This is a genomic window from Devosia sp., assembly GCF_965229025.1.
Lineage (GTDB): Bacteria > Pseudomonadota > Alphaproteobacteria > Rhizobiales > Devosiaceae > Devosia_A.
Window position 1 is genome coordinate 1,939,531 of record NZ_OZ245853.1, and the last position, 26,984, is coordinate 1,966,514.

The 26,984-nt window shown below is 64.0% G+C and carries 26 protein-coding genes; 12 read left to right on the forward strand and 14 right to left on the reverse strand.

Annotated features, from left to right (window positions below; all coding sequences use genetic code 11):
• Positions 1 to 178 precede the first annotated feature (178 nt).
• Both ACO06J_RS09610 and ACO06J_RS09615 read left to right on the forward strand, forming a co-directional pair.
• A complete protein-coding gene (locus ACO06J_RS09610; protein ID WP_421760480.1) occupies positions 179 to 1,273 on the forward strand; it encodes a M42 family metallopeptidase in 1,095 nt (364 codons plus the stop codon).
• Positions 1,273 to 2,766, forward strand: a complete 1,494-nt coding sequence (locus tag ACO06J_RS09615) for an FGGY-family carbohydrate kinase (protein ID WP_421760481.1) — start codon at positions 1,273 to 1,275, stop codon at positions 2,764 to 2,766. Before ACO06J_RS09610 ends, ACO06J_RS09615 begins: the two co-directional genes overlap by 1 nt.
• A gap of 68 nt (positions 2,767 to 2,834) precedes the next feature.
• Here ACO06J_RS09615 and ACO06J_RS09620 read toward each other — a convergent pair whose 3' ends face one another.
• Complete coding sequence (locus ACO06J_RS09620) at positions 2,835 to 3,143, reverse strand: HigA family addiction module antitoxin (RefSeq protein WP_421760482.1); 309 nt, start codon at positions 3,141 to 3,143, stop codon at positions 2,835 to 2,837.
• A gap of 5 nt (positions 3,144 to 3,148) precedes the next feature.
• The gene (locus ACO06J_RS09625; protein WP_421760483.1) at positions 3,149 to 3,445 is read right to left on the reverse strand and encodes a type II toxin-antitoxin system RelE/ParE family toxin; all 297 of its coding nucleotides are present in this window, start codon (positions 3,443 to 3,445) and stop codon (positions 3,149 to 3,151) included.
• A gap of 151 nt (positions 3,446 to 3,596) precedes the next feature.
• Between ACO06J_RS09625 and ACO06J_RS09630 the strand changes: the two genes are divergently transcribed.
• Complete coding sequence (locus tag ACO06J_RS09630) at positions 3,597 to 4,004, forward strand: hypothetical protein (protein WP_421760484.1); 408 nt, start codon at positions 3,597 to 3,599, stop codon at positions 4,002 to 4,004.
• A gap of 136 nt (positions 4,005 to 4,140) precedes the next feature.
• On the opposite strand, the gene ACO06J_RS09635 is transcribed toward ACO06J_RS09630, so the two are convergent.
• The 3 genes from ACO06J_RS09635 to ACO06J_RS09645 form a co-directional block, all read right to left on the reverse strand.
• On the reverse strand, positions 4,141 to 5,064 hold the full coding sequence (locus ACO06J_RS09635; RefSeq protein ID WP_421760486.1) for a carbohydrate ABC transporter permease: 924 nt from the start codon (positions 5,062 to 5,064) through the stop codon (positions 4,141 to 4,143).
• A complete protein-coding gene (locus ACO06J_RS09640; protein WP_421760487.1) occupies positions 5,064 to 6,152 on the reverse strand; it encodes a carbohydrate ABC transporter permease in 1,089 nt (362 codons plus the stop codon). The genes ACO06J_RS09635 and ACO06J_RS09640 overlap by 1 nt, the downstream gene beginning before the upstream one ends.
• A 96-nt stretch (positions 6,153 to 6,248) precedes the next feature.
• On the reverse strand, positions 6,249 to 7,871 hold the full coding sequence (locus ACO06J_RS09645) for a sugar ABC transporter substrate-binding protein (RefSeq protein ID WP_421760488.1): 1,623 nt from the start codon (positions 7,869 to 7,871) through the stop codon (positions 6,249 to 6,251).
• Between the two features lie 394 nt (positions 7,872 to 8,265).
• Between ACO06J_RS09645 and ACO06J_RS09650 the strand changes: the two genes are divergently transcribed.
• From ACO06J_RS09650 to ACO06J_RS09680, 7 genes are all read left to right on the forward strand, one after another.
• Entirely contained in the window at positions 8,266 to 9,012 is a 747-nt protein-coding gene (locus tag ACO06J_RS09650) for a creatininase family protein (protein ID WP_421760489.1), read from the forward strand.
• 11 nt (positions 9,013 to 9,023) lie between these two features.
• On the forward strand, positions 9,024 to 9,935 hold the full coding sequence (locus ACO06J_RS09655) for a glycosyltransferase family 2 protein (protein WP_421760490.1): 912 nt from the start codon (positions 9,024 to 9,026) through the stop codon (positions 9,933 to 9,935).
• A gap of 75 nt (positions 9,936 to 10,010) precedes the next feature.
• Positions 10,011 to 11,069, forward strand: coding sequence for a dTDP-glucose 4,6-dehydratase (rfbB, locus tag ACO06J_RS09660; RefSeq protein ID WP_421760491.1), 1,059 nt, complete (start codon positions 10,011 to 10,013; stop codon positions 11,067 to 11,069).
• On the forward strand, positions 11,066 to 11,962 hold the full coding sequence (gene rfbD, locus ACO06J_RS09665) for a dTDP-4-dehydrorhamnose reductase (RefSeq protein ID WP_421760492.1): 897 nt from the start codon (positions 11,066 to 11,068) through the stop codon (positions 11,960 to 11,962). Before rfbB ends, rfbD begins: the two co-directional genes overlap by 4 nt.
• Positions 11,959 to 12,840 carry a glucose-1-phosphate thymidylyltransferase RfbA gene (rfbA, locus tag ACO06J_RS09670; RefSeq protein WP_421760493.1) on the forward strand — a complete coding sequence of 294 codons (882 nt, stop codon included), beginning with the start codon at positions 11,959 to 11,961 and terminating at the stop codon, positions 12,838 to 12,840. Before rfbD ends, rfbA begins: the two co-directional genes overlap by 4 nt.
• Positions 12,840 to 13,388 carry a dTDP-4-dehydrorhamnose 3,5-epimerase gene (gene rfbC / locus ACO06J_RS09675; RefSeq protein ID WP_421760494.1) on the forward strand — a complete coding sequence of 183 codons (549 nt, stop codon included), beginning with the start codon at positions 12,840 to 12,842 and terminating at the stop codon, positions 13,386 to 13,388. Before rfbA ends, rfbC begins: the two co-directional genes overlap by 1 nt.
• Positions 13,389 to 13,398: 10 nt before the next feature.
• A complete protein-coding gene (locus ACO06J_RS09680) occupies positions 13,399 to 14,622 on the forward strand; it encodes a rhamnan synthesis F family protein (protein ID WP_421760495.1) in 1,224 nt (407 codons plus the stop codon).
• Between the two features lie 137 nt (positions 14,623 to 14,759).
• Here ACO06J_RS09680 and ACO06J_RS09685 read toward each other — a convergent pair whose 3' ends face one another.
• The 9 genes from ACO06J_RS09685 to ACO06J_RS09725 all read right to left on the reverse strand — a co-directional run bounded on the left by ACO06J_RS09685 (position 14,760) and on the right by ACO06J_RS09725 (position 25,116).
• Positions 14,760 to 15,494, reverse strand: a complete 735-nt coding sequence (locus ACO06J_RS09685) for an ABC transporter ATP-binding protein (RefSeq protein WP_421760496.1) — start codon at positions 15,492 to 15,494, stop codon at positions 14,760 to 14,762.
• On the reverse strand, positions 15,494 to 16,282 hold the full coding sequence (locus ACO06J_RS09690) for an ABC transporter permease (protein ID WP_421760497.1): 789 nt from the start codon (positions 16,280 to 16,282) through the stop codon (positions 15,494 to 15,496). Before ACO06J_RS09690 ends, ACO06J_RS09685 begins: the two co-directional genes overlap by 1 nt.
• Before the next feature lie 141 nt (positions 16,283 to 16,423).
• On the reverse strand, positions 16,424 to 17,257 hold the full coding sequence (locus ACO06J_RS09695; protein WP_421760498.1) for a DUF2793 domain-containing protein: 834 nt from the start codon (positions 17,255 to 17,257) through the stop codon (positions 16,424 to 16,426).
• 138 nt (positions 17,258 to 17,395) lie between these two features.
• On the reverse strand, positions 17,396 to 17,821 hold the full coding sequence (gene mce / locus ACO06J_RS09700; protein WP_421760499.1) for a methylmalonyl-CoA epimerase: 426 nt from the start codon (positions 17,819 to 17,821) through the stop codon (positions 17,396 to 17,398).
• 163 nt (positions 17,822 to 17,984) lie between these two features.
• Positions 17,985 to 20,108: a methylmalonyl-CoA mutase gene (gene scpA / locus ACO06J_RS09705; protein WP_421760500.1), complete on the reverse strand. Its 2,124-nt coding sequence runs from the start codon at positions 20,106 to 20,108 to the stop codon at positions 17,985 to 17,987.
• 144 nt (positions 20,109 to 20,252) lie between these two features.
• The gene (locus ACO06J_RS09710; protein ID WP_421760501.1) at positions 20,253 to 22,253 is read right to left on the reverse strand and encodes an acetyl-CoA carboxylase biotin carboxylase subunit; all 2,001 of its coding nucleotides are present in this window, start codon (positions 22,251 to 22,253) and stop codon (positions 20,253 to 20,255) included.
• A gap of 196 nt (positions 22,254 to 22,449) precedes the next feature.
• A complete protein-coding gene (locus ACO06J_RS09715) occupies positions 22,450 to 22,815 on the reverse strand; it encodes an endonuclease domain-containing protein (RefSeq protein ID WP_421760502.1) in 366 nt (121 codons plus the stop codon).
• Entirely contained in the window at positions 22,812 to 24,344 is a 1,533-nt protein-coding gene (locus tag ACO06J_RS09720) for an acyl-CoA carboxylase subunit beta (RefSeq protein ID WP_421760503.1), read from the reverse strand. The genes ACO06J_RS09715 and ACO06J_RS09720 overlap by 4 nt, the downstream gene beginning before the upstream one ends.
• A 238-nt stretch (positions 24,345 to 24,582) precedes the next feature.
• Positions 24,583 to 25,116, reverse strand: a complete 534-nt coding sequence (locus ACO06J_RS09725) for a M15 family metallopeptidase (protein WP_421760504.1) — start codon at positions 25,114 to 25,116, stop codon at positions 24,583 to 24,585.
• A gap of 159 nt (positions 25,117 to 25,275) precedes the next feature.
• Here ACO06J_RS09725 and nadC point away from each other — a divergent pair, with 159 nt between their 5' ends.
• Entirely contained in the window at positions 25,276 to 26,139 is an 864-nt protein-coding gene (gene nadC / locus ACO06J_RS09730) for a carboxylating nicotinate-nucleotide diphosphorylase (protein ID WP_421760505.1), read from the forward strand.
• A complete protein-coding gene (gene cysQ / locus ACO06J_RS09735; protein WP_421760506.1) occupies positions 26,136 to 26,942 on the forward strand; it encodes a 3'(2'),5'-bisphosphate nucleotidase CysQ in 807 nt (268 codons plus the stop codon). The genes nadC and cysQ overlap by 4 nt, the downstream gene beginning before the upstream one ends.
• Positions 26,943 to 26,984 lie beyond the last annotated feature (42 nt).

A 26,984-nucleotide genomic window follows, 5' to 3' on the forward strand; every position in this document is an offset into this window, starting at 1 on the left:
GGCGACTCTGCACCAGGCGCAAACCGCGATGATCAAGTCAATTCTAGCCGTTGTGACGATGGTGCCGGAGGGCGGCATCGCGTAGTTTGCCGGGCATGCGGGCGGAGACGCCTGAGTAGCAATAGATGCGGAGGGGCGGCCGGATTGTGCGGTGCGCTGGTACCGCACGGGGGGAACGATGACGCTGAAGCAATGGCTGGTCGACCTGATGCTGATCCCGGGGCTTTCGGGCCACGAGGGACGGGTGCGCAAGTATCTGAAGGCGGCGATGGCGGGGCTCGGGGTCACATCGCGCACCGACCGGATGGGCAATCTGATCGCGACGCTGGCGGGCGACAAAGGTGCGCCGAGCGTGATGCTGTTTGCGCATATGGACCAACTGGGGCTGATCGTCAGGAAGATCGAGGCCAACGGGCTGGTGCGGGTGGAGCGGCTGGGCGGAGTGCCCGAGCGGGCGCTGCCGGCGCAGGAGGTGCTGTTCTGCGTGGGCGAAGGGCGCGACGTGGTGGGGCTGATTGCGCACAAGAGCCACCATGCGACGAGCCAAGACGAAAAGTACAAGGTGTTGCCCTACCCCGAGCTTTATGTCGATGCGGGGTTCGGGAGTGCGGCGGAAGTGCTGGCGGCGGGGATCGATGTGGGAACGCCCATCGTTTATGCGCCCAAGGTGACCGAACTCGCCAATGGCCGGATCGCGGGGACCTCGGTGGATGACCGGGCGGCCTGCGCGGTGATGATCGAGGTGGCCAAGGCGCTGGTCGAGGTGAAGTCGCGCCCGACGATCCACTTCGTGTTTTCGGTGCAGGAGGAGTTCAACCTGCGTGGGGCGGTGACGGCGGCGCAGGTGTTGATGCCGGACGTGGCGATCCAGCTCGACCTGATCCTTGCGACCGATACGCCGGACATGGCAGCGCGCGGCGACGTGAAGCTCGGCGGCGGGCCGGCGATGTCACTCTATTCGTTCCATGGCCGGGGGACGCTGAATGGCACCCTGCCCCACCCGGCAATGGTGAAGCTGTTCGAGGACAGCGCCGCAGCTGCAAAGCTGCCGCTGCAGCGGAGCGCGCATATCGGGGCGCTGACGGATTTGAGCTATGTGCAACTGGTTGGCCAAGGCGTGGCGTCGATCGATGTGGGGTTCCCGATGCGTTATTCGCATTCGTCGGTGGAGGTCTGCGACCTCAGGGACCTCGAACAACTGACGGCACTGCTGGTGGAGGCGCTGCCGCGGATCGACAGCAAGTTCAGCCTCGATCGGGACGACTACGTGTGATGCGCTACTATCTCGGCATCGATGTCGGGACGTTTGAGAGCAAGGGCGTGCTGGTCGACGCTGAGGGGCGGATCGTGGCCAGCGCCGCCAAGCCGCACAAGATGATCGTGCCGCAACCGGGCTGGGCCGAGCACAGGGCGGACGAGGACTGGTGGGACGATTTCACCTTTTTATCCAACAAGCTGCTTGCCGATAGCGGCGTTGCGCCCGGGGATATCAAGGCGGTGGCGACCAGTGCCATCGGCCCGTGCATGCTGCCGGTGGACGAGGCGGGCAAGCCGCTGATGAACGCGGTGCTCTATGGGGTGGATACGCGGGCGGCCAAGGAAATCGAGGAGCTGACGGCGCGAATTGGCGAGGATGTGCTGCTCGCGCGCTGCGGCAATGCGCTGACGTCGCAATCGGTGGGGCCGAAGATCCTGTGGCTGAAGCGGAACCGGCCGGAGATTTTTGCGAAGACCGCGAAGATCCTGACCTCGACGACCTATCTCGTCCACAAGCTGACGGGGCGTTATGTCATCGACCACTATTCGGCAGCGAACCTGTCGCCGCTTTATGATGTCGAGACGCTGAGCTGGACGGACGAACTGGCGGACGACATCATCGGGCTCGACAAGCTGCCCGAAATCATCTGGACGACCGAGATTGCCGGCACGGTGACCGAGGCCGCTGCGGCGGCGACGGGACTTGCGGTGGGGACGCCCGTGACGGCGGGGACCATCGATGCGGCAGCGGAGGCGCTGAGCGTCGGGGTGCTCGACAGCGGCGACATGCTGCTGATGTATGGCTCGACAATCTTCGTCATCGAGATCACCTCGGTGCGGGTACCGGATGCGCGGCTCTGGTATGCGCCATGGTTCTTTCCCGGCCAGCACGCGGCGATGTCCGGCCTCGCGACCAGCGGCACGCTGAGCCACTGGTTCCGCGAGCAATTTGCCAAGGAGCTTGATCCGGAAACCGCGGTGATCAGCCTGGCGCAGGAGGCGGAGGGTTCGCCGCCGGGGGCAAACGGGCTGGTGCTGCTACCATATTTTTCGGGCGAGCGGACGCCGATCCACGACACCGAGGCCAAGGGCGTGCTGTTCGGGCTCGACCTGACGCACACACGCGGCGACATCTATCGCGCGGTGTTCGAGGGGATCGCGTTCGGCACGCACCATGTGTTCGAGACCTATGCCGATGCCGGGCAGCCGCCGAAGGCAATCCTCTCGGCGGGGGGCGGGACCAAGAACCGGGTGTGGGCACAGGCGACATCCGATATTTCGGGACGGACGCAGATCGTGCGGGAGAAGACGGTGGGGGCGTCGTATGGCGATGCGTTTATCGCCGCGCTGGCGATCGGGGATGTGTTGCGCGACGATATAAGGCGGTGGAACCAGGTGGCGCGGGAGATTGTGCCCAATCGGGAGTTAGCGGGGCTCTATGAGCGGCGGTACCGAGTGTTCCGGGAGCTGTATGAGCGGAACAAGGACCTGATGCGGGCTTTGGGGTAGACGCTGCCCCTCACCCGGCCGCTGCGCGGCAACCCTCTCCCTCAAGGGGAGAGGGAAGGCAGTGCGCGTCAGGCGGCGTTGACCAAGGGGGTGGCGCGGTTGATGCGCTGCAGTTCGGTCGGGTCGTTGGTTGCCTGCCAGAGGTCGGTGCGGCGCTGGACGTTCAGCCAGAACTCCGGGCTATTACCGAACACCCGGGCGAGAATAAGCGCGGTGGCCGCCGTCACCGCCCGGCGGTCGTTGCAGAGTTCGTTGACGTGCTTTCGCGGCACACCCATTGCAGTAGCAAGTGCTGTCTGGGTCAGCCCAAGAGGGTGCATGAACTCCTCGACCAGGATTTCACCGATAGTCGCCGGCTTGCGTTTGGTGGTCAGCATTTTAGTCACCTGTAGCTGTGGTCATCGAGGTAAAGGCCGCTGGCTTCGCCCTTGCGGCTGTCCCAGCGAAAAACCAGCCGCCATTGCTGGTTGACGCGAATGGAGTGCAAACCGGCCAAGTGGCCCTGCAGTTTCTCGAAGTGATTACTCGGCGGCACCCGTAGATCGGCATCGGTCGTGGCATCGTCAATCATTTGAAGCTTCCGAAACACCCGCGACTCCAGGTCGGGTGGAACGTGCCGCGTATGGCGATCCTCGATGAAGAAGTCGCGAAGCCAAGCATCCCGAAAATCACCGATCATCTCGGCACTCCACTATGTACCAATGTACCGCTCCATGGGGCAGAATGCAAGATTGGCGTGGAGAAGATGAAGCACTGGACAGTTACCGAGGGTTTGTCAAAATCCGCGGGGCTCGGCCGACAGTGTCGACGAGGCACAAGGGAGCAGGCTGATGCTGTCGATTGCGAGTTACAAGCAGGACTATGTGGACACGGTCCGGGGGCGAATCGGGGGGAGTTTGGAGGCTTTTGCGGCGCTGAGGGAGAGCGTCGGGGCCGAGGCGGTGGCCGGGATTGAGGGGCCGTATTTCGCCAATCTGGTGCTGGCGCTGGATCATTATTTCGATCACCGGGCGCGTGGGCAGGAGGGGAAGGACGGCAATGCGTTGAATGAGTTGCGCATGCTGTGTAACTCATTGATGCATGGGGATGGCAAGCTGGTGGGGGACAGCCAGATCAAGCTTGATCCGAAGAAGTCGGCGCTGGGGATTGCGGTGGGGGAACCCATTGTGATCGGGCACGCGGGGTTTGTGCGGCTGGCGGCGGCGGTGTTTGCGGAGGTGGAGAAGCGGTATCCGTAAGGCGCTGATCGCGCACGGGCTTCCCGCCCCCATCCTTGATCCCTCCCCACAAGGGGGAGGGAGACGACTGGCAGCTTGGCGCTAGCCACCACAAGTGCTCCCTACCCGCTGAGGGAGGGAGATGAAGCGGTCGTGCCTAGCCTTTGACTGAGCCGGCTGTCAGGCCCTTGATGATGTAGCGTTCGAGGACGATGCCGATCAGGACCAGGGGGGCGATGGCCGCGGTGGAGAGGGCGGCCATGCTCCACCAGTTGATGCCTTGCGAGCCGGTCTGGCTGGCGACCATCACCGGCAGGGTCTTGGCCTGCGAACTGGTGAGGAGCGCGGCGAAGAAATACTCGTTCCAGCAGAGGATCAGCGACAGAATGAAGGCGGCGACCATGCCGGGGAGCGCCATGGGGACGATGATCCGGAAGAAGGTGCCCCAGGGGCCGAGGCCATCGACCTGGGCGGCTTCATCGAGTTCGATCGGGATGGTGTCGAACTGGTCCTTCATGATCCAGATGACGATGGGCAGCACGGTGAGCGTGTAGAGGAGGATCAGCCCGATCGTGGTGTCGAGCAGCGCCAGCTCGCGGTAGAGGACGAGAAACGGCAGCGCGAGGACGACGGGCGGCAGGATCAACTGGCTGAGGAAGAAGAAGGACAGGTCCTGATTCTTCATCCAGAGGAACTTGTAGGTGAAGCGGCTGAGGCCATAGGCGGCGAGCGCGCCGATCAGCACCGCAAGGAACGAGGCGCCGAACGCGGTGTAGATGGAATTGAGGAAGCGGTTGACGAACTCGTCGCGCACGGTCGAGACCGCGCCGATGGTATCTGGGGAGAGGCCGAGCGAGCGCCAGCCGAGCCAGTTGGGCTGGAAATCCACCCAGGGGATCAGGTGGCCAAGCTGCACATCCTTGGCGATCTTCATCGACGTGGTGAGCGTCCAGTAGACCGGGAACAGCGACACGAACGCCCAGAATACCAGCGCGGTGTAGATGCCGATGCGGCCAAGCAGCCACTTGGTGCGGCGCGCTGCGGCGCCGCTATCGACATATGAGGTGACTTCGGCGGCCATCAGGTCATCCTCCGCATACGCTTGGACAGGGTGTTGAGGAGGAAGGTGATGAAGATCACGATCGCGACGAGGTAGAACATGGCGAGCATGGTGCCGTAGCCGACGTTCGAGCGATCGCGGTACTCGCGGTAGATGAAGCTCGACACGCTATCGGTGGCGCCGCCCGGACCGCCCGAGGTGACGGTGATGACGATGTCGGCGAGCTTAAGCTTGAAGATGATGCGCAGGACGATGGCGGTGAGCGATACCGGCAGCATCAGCGGGAAGGTGATCTGCCAGAAACGCTGCCACGGCGAAGCGCCATCAACCTTGGCAGCCTCGATGACTTCCTTGGGCATGGCCTGAAGGCCGGCGAGCAGCAGGATCATGACGAAGGGAATGGAGACCCAGCCGTCCATGATCTCGATCCAGATGCGGGCAATCCAGGGATCGGTGAAGAAGCTCGGGTTCTGGAAGCCCAGCCAGCGGGCGAAGCGGGCGACAGGGCCGAAGCGGTATTCGAGCATCGACTTGCCCACCATCCAGCTGACCGCGACAGGCGACAGCATCAGCGGAATGAGGAAGACGACGCGCCAGAATTTGCGCGCGCGGATTTCGGCATTCAGCAGGAGAGCCAGGGCGAAGGCGATGGCGTATTCGACCAGCACAAAGAGCAGGTAGATCACCATGTTGAGCATGGCGTTCCAGTAGAAGGGGTCGTGCAGCAGCTGCCACAGGTTATCGAGGCCGTTGAACTTCTGCCCAGTTAGGGACGCAAGGTTCCAGTCGGTGAAGGCGATGGATAGGCCGAAGAGGGTCGGGAAGATCGCCATGGCGGCGGTGAAAAGGCCTGCCGGGAGGATGAAGAGCGCGCGCCAGCCGGCCTGGCCGCGCATCAACACCTGCCCGGCGCCGAGGGCGACGGAAAAAAGCAGGAAGGCGAGGAGGGTTGGCCGCCAGTTGGTGAGCCCGAGCTGGAGAATCCCCGCAGCGTTGAGCGCCTGTGCCAGTGCGGTGAGGATAAGCAGCAGTACACCGCCGATGATCAGCGCCCTGCCCCATGCCCTGCGCAACGGCGCTATGGCGCGATGATCGGTTCCGATCGCCATCCTTGCCCCAGTCTAAAAACCATCGTTCCCAAAGAAATCGGCTGGTAACGGTCTGTCACCAGCCGACGGTTTGTCAGTCAGCTCTGCCGCGAGGCACTACATGCCCAGCGAGGCCTTGTAGAGCTTGATCTGGTTGTCACGACCGATCTGGTCGGTGATCTTTTCCCAGGCGGCGGCAATCGCGTCGGCGGTTTCCTGAGCCGACTTGTATTGGCCGTTGATGCCCTTGACCAGTTCGTCCTCGGCGATCGAGTAGTACTGGAAAATGCCGGGAATACGCGGCTCGATGGCGCCATTCGGGTGGTTGTAGCTGTCGAGGTTAGACCCGAGATAGTCTTCCACGAAAGCACGATCGTAACCGGCGGCCACCCACTCGTCGTACTGGAACTGCGAGTTGCGGTAGGGCTGGAAGCCTGACGGATAAGCGGCCATCCACAGCGAGATGTCCTTGCCGCCGAGATGGGCAGCTGCGGACCATGCGGCCTTGCGCTTCTTTTCGTCGCCGGAGACGCGGCTGGTGACGTAGACGCCCCAACCGAGGTAGGCGAGGTTGGGAGCGAAGTTTTCCTTCTCTTCCCAGGCGGCGGTCTTTGAATTGTAGACCTTGTTGGCGCCGGGGTTGATCGAGAAGCCGACGACATCGCCGACGACCGAAGTGTCGGAGGTACGGGCGTTCGAGCCCACATCGCCCCACCAGGTGAGAGCTGCACCGGTGCCGCCGAGGAACTGGCTGAACGCGGTGGTGTTGGGGTCGGCATTCAGCTGATCCGGCGGATAGGCGTTGGCCTTGACCAGATCGAGAACGTCCTGAATGGCCTGGACCCAACCCGGGTTGTTGACGCGGGGCTTCATCGTTTCAGGATCGAACAGCCATGCCGGATCATCCGGATGCTTGGCATAGGCGGCAGCGCGGTCGCCCAGGAAATAAAAGCCGAAGCCGCCCCACTGGTACTTCAGGGGGTCGAGGAAGCCATAGGCCTGGGTGCCGGTGATCGGGTCGTTCTTGCCAGCGAGGGCGGCAGGAAGCGTGGCGATCTCTTCCCAATGGGTCGGGACGGCCTGGCCGCTGATCGAGCCATCGCCGAAATAGTCCTTGCGGTAGGCGAAGGTGTGCGTGTCACCATCGAGGTTGACGCGGTAGGTCTTGCCATCCCAGGTGCCGACCGGCGGCTGCAGGTAGCCGACGAGGTCGGTGGTGTCGATCTGCTTGGCGACCCAATCGGGCATCTCGTCGAGCAGGCCCTTGCCGGCGGTGTCGCCTTCGAAGGGTGCGCCCATTTCGGTGATATCGAAATCGACGGTACCGGTGGCAATCGACTGCTGAAGGCGGGCATTGTAGTCGGCCTGCGCAAGGTCGATCCAGTTGATCTTGGCGCCGGTATAGGCTTCCCACGGCTTCAGGAAGCCACGGAAAAGGAAGTTGTGCAGGTTCTGGTTGTTGAGGCCCATGAAGGTGAGCTCGACGCCTGCGAATTCACCCTGCGCCACATTGGCCTTGGTGGCCTCGAGGCACATTTCGCCGACCTTCTGCCAATCCGCATCGGTGGGCGAGCCCTTGCCGACGCCCGGAATCTGCAGGATCTGGGCGCGGAGACTGTCCTGCGCCAAGGCGCGTCCCGCCATGGTGCTGGTGAGCGCCGTGCCGGCGGCAAGAGCCGCAGCGCCGCGCATGAAACCACGGCGGCTGGCCATGATCTGGTTATAGAGTTCGACTTTCACGAAAATCCTCCCATTGTCACACCGTCCCAAGGACGGCGAGGTCTTTGCCCACGCTTTGCCGCTTTGCCGGGAGGTTCAACGATCGGTTCAGCGCCCCATCGTCGATGGGTGGTAAACCGGTTGCTCACCCCTCCCAGGGAGCGGTCCCATTCTGCGTGGGATTAAGTCAATGGTAGGAATCTAACCTGTGCGAAGTCAATCAGAAGATGGGGTGCTGAACCCAACCAAGTGCCATTTGACAGGCGAATATTCATTGGCAAGCGAATATGTTCTTCACCCATAAATGAAATCCATTGCATTGGCTGGAGCGACGCTGACCGGCGCGGGAAGTGGTGCCGGCGGTACTTTTCCATTAGGGGCCATCCCGCTACCCTGAGAGGCGAGGAGACCTTCGATGCGTTATGAACTGATGCTGCCGCACCAAATCCGGCACGCGATTACCGAGAACTGGCCGGTGGTGCTGCCGCTGGGTGTGCTCGAATACCATGGCGAGCACATGGGGGTGGGCATGGACACGCTGGTGGTGATCAAGGTGCTGGAGCGGCTTGAGGACGAGTTGAAGCTCATGATCCTGCCGCCGTTCTACTATGGCGCGGCGAGCTACGCGGTGGAGCCGCCTGAGGGGAATGGCTCGATCCAGGTGGGACCGACGGCGCTGACGCCATTTGCGGCGGACCTGTTCACGAGCCTGCTGCGAGTGGGGTTCCGCAATATCCATTTCTTCATCCACCACCAGTCTGAGAATTTCGCGGTGGGGATGCCGACGGACCTGTCGTTCAAGGCGGCGGCGCGGCAGGTGATCTTTGCATGGCTCGAGAAAGCGCGTGGTGAGGGCTGGTGGGGCAAGGGCGAGATGGCGGATTACTATGCCCAGCAGGCGACTGGCGATGATCCGTTCAACTGGATCAAGGGGCACCCGATGCTGACGGCAGAGATGATCAAGCAATACCCGTTCGACCATGCCGGGATTGGGGAGACCTCACTGATGCTGGCGCTCTGTCCCGAGGTGGTGGAGATGGACAAGCTCAGCGACGAGCGCTGGTACACCCGCTCGGCGCGGCAGGCGACGGCGGAACTGGGCTGGAGGGGTGTCGGGTTGATGGAAGCGCATCTCAGAGCTGCACTCGGCCGGCCGGCGTGAGCGAGGCGGGGTTGGTCGCCATTCTGCTGGCGACGCGAAATGGGGCGGGCTTTCTCGACGAGCAGTTGCAGTCGGTATCAGCGCAGGACTGGGCGCGGATTGACGTCTGGGCGTCCGATGACGGCTCGACCGATGATACACCGGCGCTGCTGGCGAAATGGGCGGGGGGATGGACCAAGGGGAGGTTCACGCTGCTCGCGGGGCCGCAGCAGGGATTTGCAGGCAATTTCAGGGCACTGGTTGCGAGCCTGGATATTGCGGCCGACTATGTGGCGTTCTGCGACCAGGATGATGTGTGGTTGCCAGGCAAGCTGAAGGCCGCGGTGGCGGTGCTGGAGATGAGCGGCGACAGGCCAGCGCTTTATTGCGAGCGGACGATCATTACGGACGGAGCCGGCAAGGAGGTGGGCCGGTCGCCGCTGTTTTTGGAACCGGTGGGATTTGCCAACGCGCTGGTGCAATCGATCGCTGGCGGCAACACCATGGTGATGAACCAGGCGGCGCATCAGTTGATGCGGGAGGCGGCGCGGCGGAGCGACTTCGTCAGCCATGACTGGTTTTGCTACATGATGATCAGCGGCGCGGGCGGGACGGTGACCTATTCGACCGAGCCGCATGTGCTGTATCGACAGCACGGGGACAATCTCGTGGGCTCGAACACCGGTTGGGCGGCGCGGCTGGAGCGGTTGAGTGCGGCGATGGGCGGGCGGTTCACGCGGTGGACCGACCACAATCTCAAGACCCTCGACGCCTGCGCTGACCTGTTGACTGAGGAGGCGCGGGCGCGGATCGCGCAGTTTCGTGCGGCGCGCAGCGGGTCCCTGCCCGCCCGGCTCAGGGCATTGCGGCAATCAGGAGTGTACCGCCAGAGCCGGGTTGGGCAGGCGTTGCTCTATCTGGCGGTGGTGCTGGGCAAGCTTTGAACAATGAGGCGGCGGGGTGGCACGGGGGCAGCAATGTCGCTATGGTCGCGCCGCCTTGAAGAATAGAGTTTCGCAATGACCATACTGGTGACCGGCGGTGCCGGATTTATCGGCTCCAACTTCGTGCTCGACTGGATCAGGACCAATGGCGAGCCGGTGATCAACCTCGATGCGCTGACCTATGCGGGCAACCTCGCGAACCTGGCATCGCTGCAGGGCAACAACGCGCATCATTTCGTGCGCGGCTCTATCGCCGATGGCGAGACGGTGGGCCAGTTGCTCCGGGACAACGCGGTGCGCGCCGTGGTGCACTTTGCGGCCGAGAGCCATGTCGACCGGTCGATCTCCGGGCCGGCGCCGTTCTTTGAGACCAATGTGATGGGCACGCTCCACCTGCTGGAGGCGGTGAAGGCCTATGTGGGAACGCTGGATGCGGACTCGAAGGCGGGATTCCGGTTCCTCCATGTCTCGACCGACGAGGTCTATGGCACGCTGACCAAAGACGAGCCGCCGTTTGCCGAGACCAACCCCTACAAGCCCAACAGCCCTTATGCCGCGAGCAAGGCGTCGTCGGACCATATTGTGCGCGCCTATCACGAGACGTTCGGGCTCAACACGATCGTTACCAACTGCTCGAACAATTACGGGCCGCTGCAGTTTCCTGAGAAGTTGATTCCGCTGATCATCCATAACGCCTTGAAGGGCAAGGATTTGCCGATCTATGGCGATGGTCTGCAGGTGCGCGACTGGCTGTATGTCGGCGACCATTGCTCGGCGATCCGCCGGGTGCTGGAAGCGGGCAAGCCCGGCGAGACCTACAATATTGGCGGCGACAACCAGAAGACCAATATCGAGGTGGTAAAGCGGATCTGCGCGCTGCTCGATGCCAAGCGGCCGAAGGCGGATGGGTCGTCGTATACCAGCCAGATCACGCATGTAACGGACCGGCCGGGACATGACCGGCGCTATGCGATCGATGCGCGGAAGATCGAAAGCGAACTCGGCTGGACGCCGGAAGCGGATTTCGATGGCGGGATCGAAAAGACCGTCGACTGGTATCTCAACAACGAGAGCTGGACGGCGGAAGTGACCAGCGGAGCCTATCGCGACTGGATCGCGAGGCAGTACGCATGAAGCTGCTGGTTCTCGGCCGCGACGGTCAGGTGGGCACTGCGCTGCAAAAGCTGCTGCCGGCGGTGGGCGACGTGGTGGCGCTGGGGCGCGAGGGCGCGGATTTTGAGGTGCCGGGACGGCTGGCCGAGATCGTCAAGCGCGAGCGGCCGGATGTGATCATCAATGCGGCGGCTTACACGGCGGTGGACAAGGCCGAGCGCGAGCCGGAGCGGGCGGCGCGGATCAATGCCGGGGCGCCGGGTGAGCTGGCGGAGGCTGCGGCCAAAGCGGGCGCTTGGCTGATCCACTATTCGACGGACTATGTGTTTGACGGCAGCGGCGACAGGCCGTGGGTGGAGACGGACGCAACGGCGCCGCTCAGCGTCTATGGCCGGACCAAGCGGGATGGCGAGGTGCTAATTGGGAAGAGTGGCGCCAAGCACCTGATCTTCCGGACGAGCTGGGTGCATGCTCCGGGCGGCAACAACTTCATCGCCAAGATGCTGAAGCTCGCGGCTGAACGTGACGAGCTGAAGGTGATTGACGATCAGGTGGGGGCGCCGACCAGTGCGCTGTTGATTGCAGAGGTGACGGCCAAGGCGATCGAGCTGATCGGCGAGGGCCGCGCGCCGGCGAGCGGGATCTATCATCTGGCGGCGGCGGGTGAGACGACGTGGAACGGCTATGCGCGGTTTGCGATCGCTGACGCGATGGCGCGCGGCGCAAGGATGAAGGTGACGCCGGAGCGGGTGCTGAAGGTGCCGACGACGGCGTTTCCGACACCGGCGCAGCGGCCGCTCAACTCGCGACTTTCGACCGGGAAACTGCGGGAGGCGCTTTCCATTGTGCTGCCGGACTGGCAGGACGACGTGCGCCTGACTCTCGACGCGCTGATTGCGGAGCCGACATCATGACACGCCGTGGCATTATCCTCGCCGGAGGGGCCGGCACCCGCCTGCATCCGGCGACACTGACTGTCTCCAAGCAACTGCTGCCGGTCTACGACAAGCCGATGATCTACTATCCGCTATCGACGCTGATGCATGGCGGGATGCGGGAGGTGCTGATCATTTCGACGCCGACCGATCTGCCGCGCTTCGAGACGCTGCTCGGCGATGGCAGCAAGTGGGGCATGGAGCTTCGCTATATCGTGCAGCCGAGCCCGGATGGGCTGGCGCAGGCGTTCATCCTGGGGGCGGATTTCGTCAAGGGGCGGCCGTCGACGCTGATCCTCGGCGACAACATCTATTTCGGCCACGACCTGAGCAAGCTGCTGGATAGCGCCGATGCGCGGACGACGGGGGCGAGCGTTTTCGCCTATCACGTCAACGACCCCGGCCGGTATGGCGTGGTGGAGTTTGACGAGCAGGGTACGGCCGTTTCGATCGAGGAAAAGCCCAAGGTGCCGAAATCAAACTACGCGGTGACCGGGCTCTATTATTACGACGAGCAGGTGGTTGAGATCGCCAAGGCGTTGAAGCCGTCACCGCGCGGCGAGCTGGAGATCACAGACCTGAACCGGGTGTATCTTGAGAAGGGCGAGCTCAACGTCGAGCGGATGGGGCGCGGCTATGCCTGGCTCGATACGGGCACCCATGACTCGCTGCTCGAGGCCGGGCAGTTCATCGCGACGCTCGAAAAGCGGCAGGGGTTCAAGGTCGCCTGCCCCGAGGAGATCGCGTGGCGCAATGGCTGGATCAATGATGAGCAGTTGGTGGCGTTGGCCAAGCCGCTCGAAAAGAGCGGCTATGGCACGTATCTGATGAGCCTCCTCGCCGGAGACGGCTTCTGATGCAGGCGACCAGGCTGGATATCGACGGGCTGGTGGTGTTCGAGCCGAAAGTGTTCGCGGACGATCGCGGCGCGTTCTTTGAGAGTTTCAACGAGACACGGTTTCGCGAGACGACCGGCGCGGACGTGCGGTTTGTGCAGGACAACCACTCGATTTCGAAACAGGGCGTGGTGCGCGGGCTGCACTATCAGCTGGAGCCACATGCACAGGGCAAGCTGGTGCGCGTGGCGGTTGGGGCGGCCTATGACGTGGCGGTGGATATCCGCAAAAGCTCGCCGACTTTCGGCAAATGGGCGGGCATCGAACTGAGTGCGGCCAACCGCAAGCAGTTCTGGATCCCCGCCGGGTTTGCGCATGGGTTCCTGGCGCTCGAAGAGGGCACCGAGTTCTTGTACAAGACCACCGATTTCTGGCACGGCGCGAGTGAGCGCTCGATCCGCTGGGATGATCCGGCGATTGGGATAGACTGGCCACTGGGTGTGGCGCCGATCCTTTCCGGAAAGGATGCGGCGGCGCCGCTGCTCAGCGATGCCGAACTCTTCAAATGACAGGCACTCCGTGAAGTTCATCCGCTTTTTCTATGTGCATGTGTGCCTGCCGCTGCTGCGGCTGATGATCCGTACGGTGCTGATGCCGGGCCTGATGCTGGATGATCTGGCGGCGCGGATGCGGCTGGCGCGTCAGGGCGACGTGGTGTCGATCGAGCAGATTTCGAAAGACGACGGCGGCGTGTTCTGCGTGTTCCACCTCTACCAGCCGCGTGGCCTGTCGGCCAATGTGGTGCGGGCGATCGCAACACTGGCGGAGCTCCAGGTGAAGGTGGTGGCGGTCAGCAATGTGCCGCTGCAGCCGGGTGACCTGGACGTGCTGCGGCCGCACATCCACACGTTCATCCAGCGCCGCAATTTCGGTCGGGATTTCGGCGGTTACCGGCGCGGCGTGCTGCACGTGCTCGACACACACAAGCCGGACAGGGTGATCCTGCTGAACGACAGCGTCTATTACGCAGCGCGCGGGTTGAAGGCGTTCTTCACCGGGCTTTGCGGTGGCGGACCGTTTGTCGGCGCAAGCGAAAATCACGAGTTGCGGCACCATATCGGCAGCTACGCGGTGAGTTTCGGCAAGCAGGTGGTCGCCGATCCACGCTTTCGCCAGTACTGGGAAGATTACCGTTCGACCGAGATCCGCCCCACCGTGATCTGGAAGGGCGAGGCGGCGCTCAGCAAGCTGATCCTCGACACGATGAAGATCCGGCCAAAGGTTATCTATTCGCTGCAGCGGCTTGAGGCGGCGCTCAATGAGGCGGACTGGCGGCAAGTTGCGGTTTCGGCGGCCAAGATGCCGCGCGACTATGAGGGCCTGAATCCGCTGCGGCAGCTGGTCCGTGAAGCGCGCCGGCCGATGCGTGACGAATTCCCGATCAGCCGGTCGGCGCTGCTCGATATTGCCAGCCTGACCCTGCCCCTGCCCACGGACGCGCTTGCCGCAGAACTGAGCCAGCAGAACCGGCGCGAGCTGCAGCGCGACCTGCTCGGCTATGTGTATCGCGGCAGCCAGATCCACTGGGGCTCGCTGCTGCTGACACAGTATCTCGAGATGCCGATCATCAAGCTCGATCTGGTGCTGCGCTCGATCTACAAGATCGGCGAGCTGGGCAATTTCGCGCCCTTCCTCAGCGAGGAAGAGTTCGCGGAGTTCCACGCGCTGGTGACATCGCGCGGCGAACCGCTGACGCACGGGTCGCTGAAGCAGAAGCTGATGATGATGACGGGGCTGATGTAGGCCCGGAACGCCTCCCGCAGGTCGCTGACTAGCTGGGTCGCCTAATGGCGTCACACACGCCCACCCCCACCCTTGATCCCTCCCCTCAAGGGGAGGGAGTCGACTGAAGAGCCGGCGTCATTCAGCGTCACAGGTGTCTACGTGGGCGAACTGCCGAAGTAGTCGGAGGCGGTGGTGAAGCGTTTGACGCGGCCGTGTTCGAGTTCGAGCACCTTGTTGCAGGTGCGGGCGACGAGGTCGTTCTGGTGGCTGGCGAGGACGATGATGCCAGCGTGATCGGCGAGGCGCTGCATGCGCTCCTGCGCCTTGGCCTGAAAGCTCGCGTCGCCAGCGCCAATCCACTCATCCATCAGCAGAATCTGGGGCTCCAGGGTCGTCGCGATGGCAAAGGCGAGGCGCGCGGCCATGCCCTGGCTGTAGCTCTTGAACGGCAGGTCGATGAATTCGCCGAGTTCGGAGAAGGCGATGATGTCGCCCATTGAGGCGTCAATCTGATCCATGTCCCAGCCATTGATCAGGCCGCGCAGCACGATGTTGCGGCGGCCGGTGGCTTCCTGGCGAAAGCCGAGATCGATGTTGAACAGGGCATCGACGCGGCCGGTGATATCGATGCGGCCGCCGGTGGGCTCATAGATGCCGTAGAGCACCTTGAGCAGGGTGGTTTTGCCGGCGCCGTTGGAGCCGACTAGGCCGAGGCGATCGCCGGCAACAAGGTCGAAACTCACGTCGTCGAGCGCGGTGACGTAGCGGCGGCGGCGGTTGCCGGTGATGGTACCGCCAGTTTGCGGCAGGCGGCGATCGCGGGCGGCGAGGGTGAGCTTTTCGCGCACCTCGTAAGTCAGCTTCAGGCCTTCGACGTGGATGGCGACCATCAGAGGATCAACGCGATCTGGCGGCGGAAGCGGCCAAGGAGATAAAGCGCGAGGGCCCAGGCGACGAGCGTGATGGCGGCGCAGAGCGCGAACGCGGCATGCGGCATGAGACCTTCGACGATCGGGATGCGCACGATTTCAAGGAAGTAGGTGAAGGGGTTGAAGTAGTAGAGCGCGCCACGAAGACCGGTCTCGCCAGCGCCGGACCAGAAGACGGGGGTAATGAACATGCCGACGCGCATGAAATTGCCGACGAGGAACTGGCTATCGGGGAACCAGGCGCCGGCAAACGCGAAGATGGTGATCATGGCGGGGGTGACCAGCACTACGAGGGCCAGGCCGGGCAAGGCCCAGAGCCAGGCGGGGTTGGGCGCCACGCCGGCCATGATCAGGATCATGACGCAGCCGATGAGGCCGTAGGCCGCACGGATGAGGCACTGGAGCGCCGTGCGCATCACATAGACCGAGATGGGCAGCGTGGTGCCGCGAATGAAGCTTTCCTCGCGCTGGAACAGACCCGCGGCGAGGGAGAGCGCTTCCATCAGGTAGTACCAGACGAGAAGACCGGTCGCGACGTAGATGGGATAGCTGTGATCGGCGGGGTTGGGGTTGAAGAGGAAAATGAAGGTGCCGGCGAACAGCAGGTAGTTCACCAACAGCCAGAGGGGACCGAGCGTGGTGCGGCGGTGCTGATCGCCGATATCTTCGGCGGCGAGCGCGAACCAGACGCGGCGCAGCACGAAGCCGGTGCGAATATCGGTGATGGCGCTGCGGATGACCTGCTGCATGGAGGGTGGCTAGCATATGGGGGCGGCGGGGCCAAGCTGCGACGCAGCAGCGGCTGGGCAAAGACCCCTCACCCCATCCCTCTCCCCGACGGGGAGAGGGGGCGATGCGGCACTCGCAACGTCTCACGGCAAGATCACGGACTAGCTGACGACGGCGCGGTCGGTGACGCGGCGCCAGGTGGTGCCGTCGGAGAAGGCGGGAACGGGGCCGCCGGATTCGTCAGTGACCATGATGAACTGCCCTGCCCCGGCGGCGGCGCTGGGGAGCGTGGCGACGGTGTAGGTTTTGACGCGGACGGGGCCATCGACATCGAGCGCTACGGTGGGGCTGGCGATGCCGATGCCGAGGTGGCCGGTGGCTGGATCGGCGACGAGGGCTTCGTGCCAGGCGCTGCCGTCGGGGCTGATTTTGAGATGCAGCTTGTCGTCGCCGGTAAGGCCGAATTCAGCGCGGCCGGACCAGTTGGACTGAAACAGCAACGCAGCGGTGTTGGCGGCGGCGAGCTTGTTGAACTTGAGCCGCAGATCGCCCGAACCGGGGGTGACGTCGTCGTGGCTCAGCAGCACCGCATCGGACTTCACCGCAAGGCGGTTGGTGGCGTCGGCGGCGGTGTTGATGCCGAAGGTGTGGGTGGTGGCAATGGCAGGGACCCAGGCGGCGCCGTTCCAGAGGACGAGGGCCGCCTCGTCGACCACATAGGCGGTCCAGCCGGGTTCGGGCGGGTAAAATTGCCAGATGGCGCCATCGAAGGCGGCAATCTGGTTGGTTTTGGTGGACCAATCGCCGGTGGGAGCGGCGCCGACGATGTAGCGGTCGCCTTCGGCGGGGGTGAGGGGCGGAGCGGCGAGGTCGCGGTCGAGGACGGCGAGCTGGGTGAGCGTATCGAGCGCGGCGACCGCCTCGTTGTGGGTGATGTGCTTTTGCGCCTGGGAGGGGAGGATGAAGGGGAGTTTCAGGTGGGTGGAGGATGTCATGTGCGTGCCTCAGGTTTGGTATGCTGAGGATACGGCGGGTTTTTGGGGTGGGGATAAGTTGGGAGCGTCGCGGCTGTGGCCCCCACCCTTGATCCCTCCCCACAAGGGGGAGGGAGACGACTGAAAAACCGGAGACTGTCAGGCGGGTTGGAGGTCGGGTTTGACTTCTTCGAGCTCGATCAGGGTGCCGTCGAAATCCTTGGGGTGGAGGAAGAGGACGGGGAGGCCGTGGGCGCCGAGCTTCGGCTTGCCGTCGCCGAGGATTCGGGCCCCGCCGGCGACGAGGGTTTCGGCGGCACTGGTGATATCGGCGACTTCGAAGCAGACGTGGTGCATGCCGCCGCCGGGATTGCTGGCGAGGAATTTGGCGATGGGGGAGTTCTCGCCGAGGGGGCTCATCAGCTCGATCTTGGTGTTTTCGAGCTGGACGAAGACCACGGTGACGCCATGCTCGGGGAGCGCATGTGGATGATGCACCTCGGCGCCGAGGAGATCGCGATATCTCGCGGCGGCAGCGGCGAGGTCGGGCACGGCGATGGCGATGTGATTGAGACGGCCGATCATGGGGCGAACCGAGCGCTGGGGCCCCCCCTCCACCATGCTTCGCATGGTCCCCGTCCCCCGCTCCGCAGGGGAGGATCACGGCGAGATCGTGCCATACGCAGATCCTCCCCCGCAGGGCGGGGGAGGTGCCGGCAAAGCCGGCGGAGGGGGGAACGATCGGCGGTCATCTGTTGCTCAACCTTCCCTCGATCTGGCTCAGCACCGAGAAGGCGGCTTCCAGCACGTTGGTGCCGGGGCCGAAGATTTCGGCAACGCCGGCGGCCCGGAGGAAGGCGTAGTCCTGCTCGGGGATGACGCCGCCGACGATGACGGTGACATGGCCAAGGCCCCTGCCCTGCAGTTCGGCAATGAGTTCGGGCACCAGTGTCTTGTGGCCGGCAGCGAGCGAAGAGACGCCGACGGCATCGACCTTGAGATCGGCAACGTGGGTCGCGACTTCCGATGCGGTTTCGAACAGATCGCCCATGTGGACGGCAAAGCCGAGATCGGCGAAAGCCGACGCAATGACCTTGGCGCCGCGATCGTGGCCATCCTGGCCCATCTTGGCGATGAAGATGGCCGGCGGGCGCTGCTCGCGGGTGGTGAAGGCGCCAAGGCGGCGCTGCATTTCGGCATATTGCGGGTCGCCGGCATAGGTTTCGGCATAGACGCCGGAGATGACGCGGGTGATCGCGGCGTGACGGCCGAACACATCCTCAAGGGCGGACGAGATCTCGCCGAGGGTGGCGCGGGCGCGAGCGGCATCGATCGCAAAGGCGAGGAGGTTGCCGGAAGAGCGGGCGGCGCCGCGGAGGGCCTTGAGGGCGGCTTCGACCGCAGCCTGGTCGCGGCTGCGGCGGATTTCGGCGAGGCGGGCCACCTGTTCGTCGCGGACTTTGGCGTTGTCGATATCGCGGATCTCGATCGGCGGCTCGTTCTCCAGACGGTAACGGTTGACGCCGACGATGACATCTTCACCGCGATCGACGCGGGCCTGGCGGATTGCGGCGGCTTTCTCGATTTCGAGCTTGGGGAGGCCCTGTTGCACAGCAGCGGTCATGCCCCCCGCGGCCTCGACTTCGGCGATCAGCGCTTCGGCGCGGGCGACGAGATCAGCGGTGAGGCTCTCGATGTAATAGGAGCCGCCGAGAGGATCGACGACATCGGTGACGCGGCTTTCATGCTGCAGGATCAGTTGCGTGTTACGGGCGATGCGGGCCGAAAATTCCGTCGGCAGCGCAATGGCTTCGTCGAAAGAGTTGGTGTGGAGGCTCTGGGTGCCGCCGAGCACCGCAGCCAGCGCCTCGATGGTGGTGCGGACGATGTTGTTATGCGGATCCTGCTCGGTGAGCGAGACGCCCGAGGTCTGGCAGTGGGTGCGCAGCATCAGAGAGCGCGGGTCCTTGGCGCCGAGACCGGTCATGATTTTGGACCACAGGGTGCGGGCGGCGCGGAGCTTGGCGACCTCCAGTAAGAAGTTCATGCCGATGCCGAAAAAGAAGCTCAGTCGGCCGGCGAAGGCATCGATATCGAGGCCATTGGCCTGCGCGGCACGGACGTACTCCCGGCCATCGGCTAGGGTGTAGGCCAGTTCCTGCACCGCCGTCGCCCCGGCCTCGTGCATGTGGTAGCCGGAGATCGAGATGGAGTTGAATTTCGGCATGTGCTGGGCAGTGTAGGCGATGATGTCGCCCACGATGCGCATGCTCGGCTCGGGCGGGTAGATGTAGGTGTTGCGGACCATGAACTCCTTCAGAATGTCGTTCTGAATGGTGCCGTCGAGCTGGGCCTGTTTGACCCCCTGCTCTTCCGCCGCGACGATGAACATGGCGAGGACGGGGAGCACTGCGCCGTTCATGGTCATGGAGACCGACATTTCGGCGAGCGGGATGCCGTCGAACAGGATCTTCATGTCCTCGACGGAATCGACCGCGACGCCAGCCTTGCCGACATCACCGGTGACGCGCGGATGGTCGCTGTCATAGCCGCGGTGGGTGGCGAGGTCGAAGGCGACGGAGAGGCCTTTCTGGCCTGCGGCGAGGGCCTTGCGGTAGAAATCGTTGCTCTCGCGGGCGGTGGAGAAGCCGGCATATTGCCGGATGGTCCAAGGGCGATTGGCATACATGGTGGCGCGGACGCCACGCGTATATGGCGCGACGCCGGGAATGCCGGGATCGGCGGTGACGTCGTCGGGGAAGTAGGCGGGGCGAATTGGGAGGGCGCCGTAGTCGCGGTTGAGCGCGGTGACGGGGGTGTCGCGGAGTTCGCGGGCGGCGAGATTTTGCCATTCATCCAGTGATTTAGGCATGAAACGTCCCCTCACCCGCCCCGCTCTGCGGGGCACCCTCTCCCTCAAGGGGAGAGGGAAGATTGGGCACCATCTCACTGCCTCTTCCCCTCTCCCCTTGAGGGAGAGGGTGGCGCGCAGCGCCGGGTGAGGGGACGATTGCGTTCATACCGCCTCGAACTCCAAAATCACTTCGTCCACCGCCAGCACCGAGCCGGGGGTGACCCTGACCTTGCTGATCCGGGCGCGCTTCTCGGCTTTGAGGACGTTTTCCATCTTCATGGCTTCGACGATAGCGAGGGTTTGGCCGTCTTCGACGATATCGCCTTCGGCCACGTCGATGCGGACGACCTGGCCGGGCATCGGGCAGAGGAGGAATTTCGATAGGTCTGGCGGGAGCTTAACCGGCATCAGCGGCATCAGGTCGGCGATCCGCGGGAGGAGGACCTTGGCGATGAGATCGGCGCCGCGATGGCGGAGGCGGAAGCCGCCGGTGACGCGGTCGATGCGGGCCTTGTGGACGAGCCCGTCGACGCGGCCGATGCAGAGCGACATGCCCGGCTTCCAGCCGGTTTCGACGAGGAGCTTCTTGCCGTCCGGCGCGGTGAGCCAGTACTCGATGCCGTCGGCGCGGACGGCGAAATCCCAGCGTTTTCCGCCCATCAGCACCGCACGGTTGTGGTCGATGTGGTGCATGTTGAGGGTTGAACCATCGGCGAAGCCGCGGGATTCGAGCGCGAAGGCGGAGCAGCAGGCGAGCGCGGCGAGGTGCGTCAGTGATTCAGGATCGAGCTCTACGCCGCTGAAGCCATTGGGGAATTCCTCGGCGATGTAGCCGGTGGTAAGGCGGCTGGAGCGGAAACGCTCCTGCCCCATGACGGCGGCAAGGAAGGGGATGTTATTGCCGACGCCTTCGAGCTCGAATTCGTCGAGCGCGTCGCGCATGGCATCGATCGCTTCGATGCGGGTGGGCGCCCAGGTGCAGAGCTTTGCGATCATCGGGTCGTAAAAGGTCGAGATTTCGCCACCATCCTGAACGCCTGTGTCATTGCGGATGAACGGCTGTTCAATGAGGTTTTCGGCGGGCGGGTGATAGCGGGTCAGCCGGCCGGTCGACGGCAGGAAATTGCGGAACGGATCCTCGGCGTAGATGCGGCTCTCGACGGCCCAGCCGTTGAGTTTGACCTCGGCCTGGGTGAGCGGCAGCTTTTCGCCGGCGGCGGCGAGGAACATCAGTTCGACGATATCGAGGCCGGTGATCAGTTCGGTGACCGGGTGCTCGACCTGGAGCCGGGTGTTCATTTCGAGGAAGTAGAAGTTGCGGTCCCTGTCGACGATGAACTCGACGGTGCCGGCCGAGGTGTAGCCGACGGCCTTGGCGAGGGCGACGGACTGCTCGCCCATGGCCTTGCGGGTCGCGGCATCGAGGAACGGCGACGGCGCTTCCTCGATGACCTTCTGGTTGCGGCGCTGGATGGAGCACTCGCGCTCGGTGAGCCAGAGGACGTTACCGTGCTGGTCGCCGATCAGCTGGATTTCGATGTGGCGCGGCTCGGTGACGAATTTTTCGATGAAGATGCGATCGTCACCGAAGCTTGAGGCGGCTTCGGATTTGGAGCGCTCGAAGCCCTCGCGGGCCTCGGCATCGGAATGGGCGATGCGCATGCCCTTGCCGCCACCGCCGGCGGAGGCCTTGATCATCACCGGGTAGCCGATCTGGCGCGAGATGGTGACAGCCTCTTCGGCGTCCGCGATGAGGCCCATATGGCCGGGGACGGTGGAGACGCCGGCGGCTGCGGCGAGCTTCTTGGAGGTGATCTTGTCGCCCATGGCCTCAATGGCTTTGACCGGGGGGCCGACGAAGATGATGTCTTCGGCTTCCAGCGCAGCCGCAAAGAGCGGGTTTTCGGAGAGGAAGCCGTAGCCGGGGTGGACCGCTTCGGCGCCGGTCTCCTTGCAGGCAGCGACGATTTTTTCGATCGAGAGGTAGGAGTCGCGGGCGGCCGAGCCGCCGATGTGGACGGCCTCATCGGCGAGCTTGACGTGCACGGCGTCGCGATCGGCGTCGGAATAGACCGCGATGGTGCGGATGCCCATGCGCTTGGCGCTCTTGATGACGCGACAGGCGATTTCGCCGCGATTGGCGATGAGGATGGAGGTGAACATTACTCGTTTCCTCCGCGGTTTGAGCGCGCGGCTGCCCCCGAGGTGCCGACCTGTGCTTGAGGCCCGACTGTGCGACCCTCACCGGCGGGCACCCTCCCCCTTGCGGGGAGGGTTGAGGGGGGCGCGGCACGCTGGTTGGTGCAGCTTGTCTCCAAGACGTTTGAAATCACCGTGTAGACGCCTTCAGGGTTGGTCATCACATCGTCATTGCCGAACCGAGGACATGGAAACCCCGGCCACGAAGGTAGTCGTCTCGAACTGCATCGTTCGATTGCGCAATCTCGCCGCCATGCGTCTCGCCGTCGACTTCGATGATCAATCCGGCATGCAGGCACGCGAAGTCGACGACGTAAGCTCCGATCTGCTGCTGCTTGCGGAAATGGAAGCCGTCAGTGCGGAACGGGAACAACAAACGCCAGAGGCGGCGCTCTGGGGCCGTCGACTGAAGACGGAGTTTCTGCGCCAGGGTAGCGGGGCCGGAGCGAGTTGCGCCCCCCTCCCCAGCCCTCCCCGCTAGGGGGAGGGTGTCCGGCTGGTGGGCTTGGCTAGATCGAGCTGTCACAGCGGAATGTTCCCGTGCTTTTTCAGCGGAATGGTCGCTTTCTTCCCCCTCAGCATTTCGAATGACCGTGCCACCCGCCGCCGGGTCTCTCTCGGCAAGATCACGTCGTCGATGAAGCCGCGTTCGGCTGCAACGAAGGGGTTGGCGAACCTTGCTTCGTAATCCGCCGTGCGCTGGGCGATTTTGGCTTTGTCGCCTAGCTCCGAGCGATAGAGGATTTCGGTGGCGCCCTTGGCGCCCATGACGGCGATTTCGGCGGTGGGCCAGGCGTAATTGACGTCGGCGCGGATGTGTTTCGACGCCATCACGTCATAGGCGCCGCCATAGGCTTTGCGGGTGATGACGGTGACTTTGGGGACGGTCGCTTCGGCATAGGCGAAGAGGAGCTTGGCGCCGTGCTTAATGATGCCGCCATATTCCTGGGCGACGCCGGGAAGGAACCCGGGGACGTCGACGAGGGTCAGGATCGGGATCGAGAAGGCGTCGCAGAAGCGGATGAAGCGGGCGGCTTTCTTCGATGAATTGATATCGAGGCAGCCGGCGAGAACCAGCGGTTGGTTGGCGATGACGCCGACGGTTTCGCCGTTGATGCGGATGAAGCCGACCAGGATGTTGCCGGCGTGGTCCTTCTGGATTTCGAAGAAATCGCCTTCATCGGCGAGCTTCAGGATGACTTCGCGCATGTCATAGGGCTTTTGCGCGCTATCGGGGATGATGGTGTCGAGGCTGGGCTCGGCGCGATCGATCTTGTCGTTGGTGGCGACGCGCGGTGGCTTCGTCGAGGCGTTGAGCGGCAGGAAATCGAAGAGGCGGCGGATTTCGAGGAGGGTCTCGATGTCGTTGTCGAAGGCGCCATCGGCGACAGCGGAGATCCTGGTGTGGGTGGAGGCGCCGCCGAGCTCTTCGTGGGTGACGATCTCGGAGGTGACGGTTTTCACGACGTCCGGGCCGGTGACGTACATGTAGGACGTGTCCTTCACCATGAAGATGAAGTCGGTCATGGCGGGGGAGTAGACGGCGCCGCCGGCCGAGGGGCCCATGATGACGGAAATCTGCGGGATGGCGCCCGAGGCCTGGACGTTGCGCCAGAACACTTCGGCATAGCCGCCGAGCGCCGCGACGCCTTCCTGGATGCGGGCGCCGCCCGAATCGTTGAGGCCAATGACCGGGGCGCCATTCTGCAGCGCGAGGTCCATGATCTTGCAGATTTTCTGGGCGTGGGTCTCGCTGAGCGAGCCGCCAAAGACGGTGAAATCCTGCGAGAAAACGTAGGTCAGCCGGCCGTTGATGGTGCCCCAGCCGGTAACGACACCATCGCCGGGGATGATGGTCTTTTCCATGCCGAACTCCACCGCGCGGTGGGTGACGAACATGTCGTATTCTTCGAAAGAACCGGGATCGAGCAGCACATCGATGCGCTCGCGGGCGGTGAGCTTGCCCTTTGCGTGCTGGGCGTCGATCCGCTTCTGCCCGCCGCCAAGGCGAGCGTCGGCGCGCTTCTGATCAAGCGCGGCGATAATGGTGTTCATTGCGTCCCCTGTCCTGCCCCTCTTGGTGAACATACACGCGCTTGGGGCGTGGGGGAGGCAGGATGATGCAGAGAAAGCTAGTTTTTGAAAGTTTGCAAATTGTGAAGTGAGAACGTCTCAAGCTGAAGAAGGCCCTCGGCTATTTCGCTCGAAGGAAGGCCCCCTCATCCGGCGCTGCGCGCCACCTTCTCCCCGACGGGGAGAAGAATAGGAGCGGCCCCTCCCCAGACGCGGCGCGTTATCGCGACGCCAGACCTCCCGCCAAATCATCCGGGCCGATGTCGAGTTCGAAGTGCATGGAGTCCTTGAGGGTGCCGAAGTGGCCGCCCCATTTGAAGAGCTGGAGGCCGGTGGCGGTGCACAGGGATTCGATTTCGGCGATCATCGCTTCGGTCATATCGGTATCGGCGCGGCCGGCTTTGACGTCGAGGGCGCGTTCGGCCTGGGTGGGTTTTGGGGAGAAGCGCGGGCCGCGGGTGCCCGGGTGATCGACATAGGGGTTGGTGGACCAATTGACGTCGAGCGCGATGCCGTAGGCGTGGAGGCTTTTCAGCGTGCCTCCGGTGATGGTGCGGCAGTTGTAGCTGTCGGTGTCGGCGGGGCGGATGAAATAGCGGTAGCGCGTCATGGTTTCGGCGAGCGCGGTGAAGGCGCGGGCTGCGGGCCGGGCGACGCGGATGCGATCGGGGCCGAAGCCGATGGCGGCCATTTCGGCCTCGTTGCACTCATAGGCGCGCCAGAGTTGACGCAATTGGGCGGTGGTTTTGGGCATAGGCTCCTCGCGGGTTTTCTGGAGCCGATTTTAGGTGGGGGTGGAGGCGCGGGGATAAGTGGGGGGCAATGACGGCCAATGCCCCAAGGCGCAGTCAAACGATTGCGCGCCACCGCCCGCACGCGTAAACCGGCGCCGGAAACCTGCACGAGAGTTGCGATGAGCGAGACGACCGGCATCGGGGCCCTGCCCCCTCATCTCGTCGAAGAAGCGGTGCGGCGTGCTTTGGCGGAAGACCTGGGGCTGGCGGGCGACCTGACGAGCCTTGCCGTGGTGCCGAAGGGCGCAATTGCGACGGCGACGCTTTCGGCGCGGGAACCCGGGATCGTGGCGGGGCTGGCGCTGGCGGCGGAGGCGTTCCGGCAGGTGGGCGGGATCAGTTTTGATCCGCAGGTTGCGGACGGCGACCGGCTGGCGCGCGGCGACGTGGTGGCTGTGGTTTCGGGCGATGCGCATGCGTTGCTGGCGGGGGAGCGGACGGCGCTAAACTTTTTGAACCATTTGTGCGGGATTGCGACGCTGACCGGCAGGTTTGTCGAGGCGGTGGCGGGGACCGGGGCGCGGATCTGCGATACGCGGAAGACGCTGCCGGGCTTGCGGGCGTTTGAGAAATACGCAGTGCGCTGCGGCGGGGGCTGGAACCACCGCTATGCGCTTTCGGATGCGATCCTGATCAAGGACAATCATGTGGCGGTGGCCGGCGGGGCGGGCAAGGCGTATAGAGCCGCGCGGGCGGCGGCGGGGCATCTGGTGGCGATCGAGATCGAGGTCACCAGCCTTGAGGAACTGGCCGAAGTGCTTGAGGCCGGCGCGCAGATCGTGATGCTCGACAATATGGACAATGACCTGCTCAGCGCGGCCGTGGCGATGAACAAAGGCCGGGCCCGGCTCGAGGCTTCGGGCGGCGTGACGCTGGAGCGGGTGCGGGGGATTGCAGAAACCGGCGTCGACTATATCTCGTCGAGCCAGATCACCATGGGCGCAAAGCCGCTCGACCTTGGACTGGACGTGGAAATCCGATGACCGACAGCCTGACCGAACTGATGAACCGTGCCGCGATTGCGGCCGCCGACGTGATTATGCAGGTCTACGGGCGCGGGTTCGTGGCCGATGAAAAGAGCGACGGATCACCGGTAACGGAGGCGGATGAGCGGGCCGAGGCGATCATCCTGTCGATGCTGGCACGGACGCAGATCCCGGTGCTGGCGGAGGAAAGCGTGGCGGCGGGGCGGATACCGGAATTGGGGGCCCTCTATTTTGTGGTCGATCCGCTGGATGGGACCAAGGAGTTCATCAAGCGCAACGGCGAGTTCACAGTCAATATCGCGCTCTGCGAGAATGACCGGCCGGTGCGTGGCGTGGTGCTGGCGCCGGCGACGGGCGATATCTACTGGGGCGACCCCGATGGCGCGTGGGCCGGGAAGGTCGAGGACGGCGAGATCGTCGATGCGCAGCCGCTGGCAGTGCGGATGGGCGGGCCGATCCGGATCGTTGCCAGCCGGTCGCATGGGCATGCGGCGCTGGCGGCGTTTTGCGCCACGCTGAAGGTGGAAGAGGACGTGTCGGTGGGCTCGTCGCTGAAGTTCTGCCTGTTGGCCAAAGGCGCCGCGCAACTTTACCCGCGGTTTACCCCAACCTCAGAATGGGACACGGCGGCGGGGCAAGCGGTGCTCGAAGCTGCGGGGGGTGTGGTACTGGGGCTGGACGGAGTGCCGCTCACTTGTGGCCACCCGGACAGAAGGTTCCTGAATCCCTTCTTTGTCGCGGCTTCCAGCCAGGAACTGGCGCTTGAAGCGGTGACGGAAATGCGCCGGCTGGTGGCCTGAGCGGCCCCAAGGCCGGATACAGACGGCGCGGCGGCATGAAAA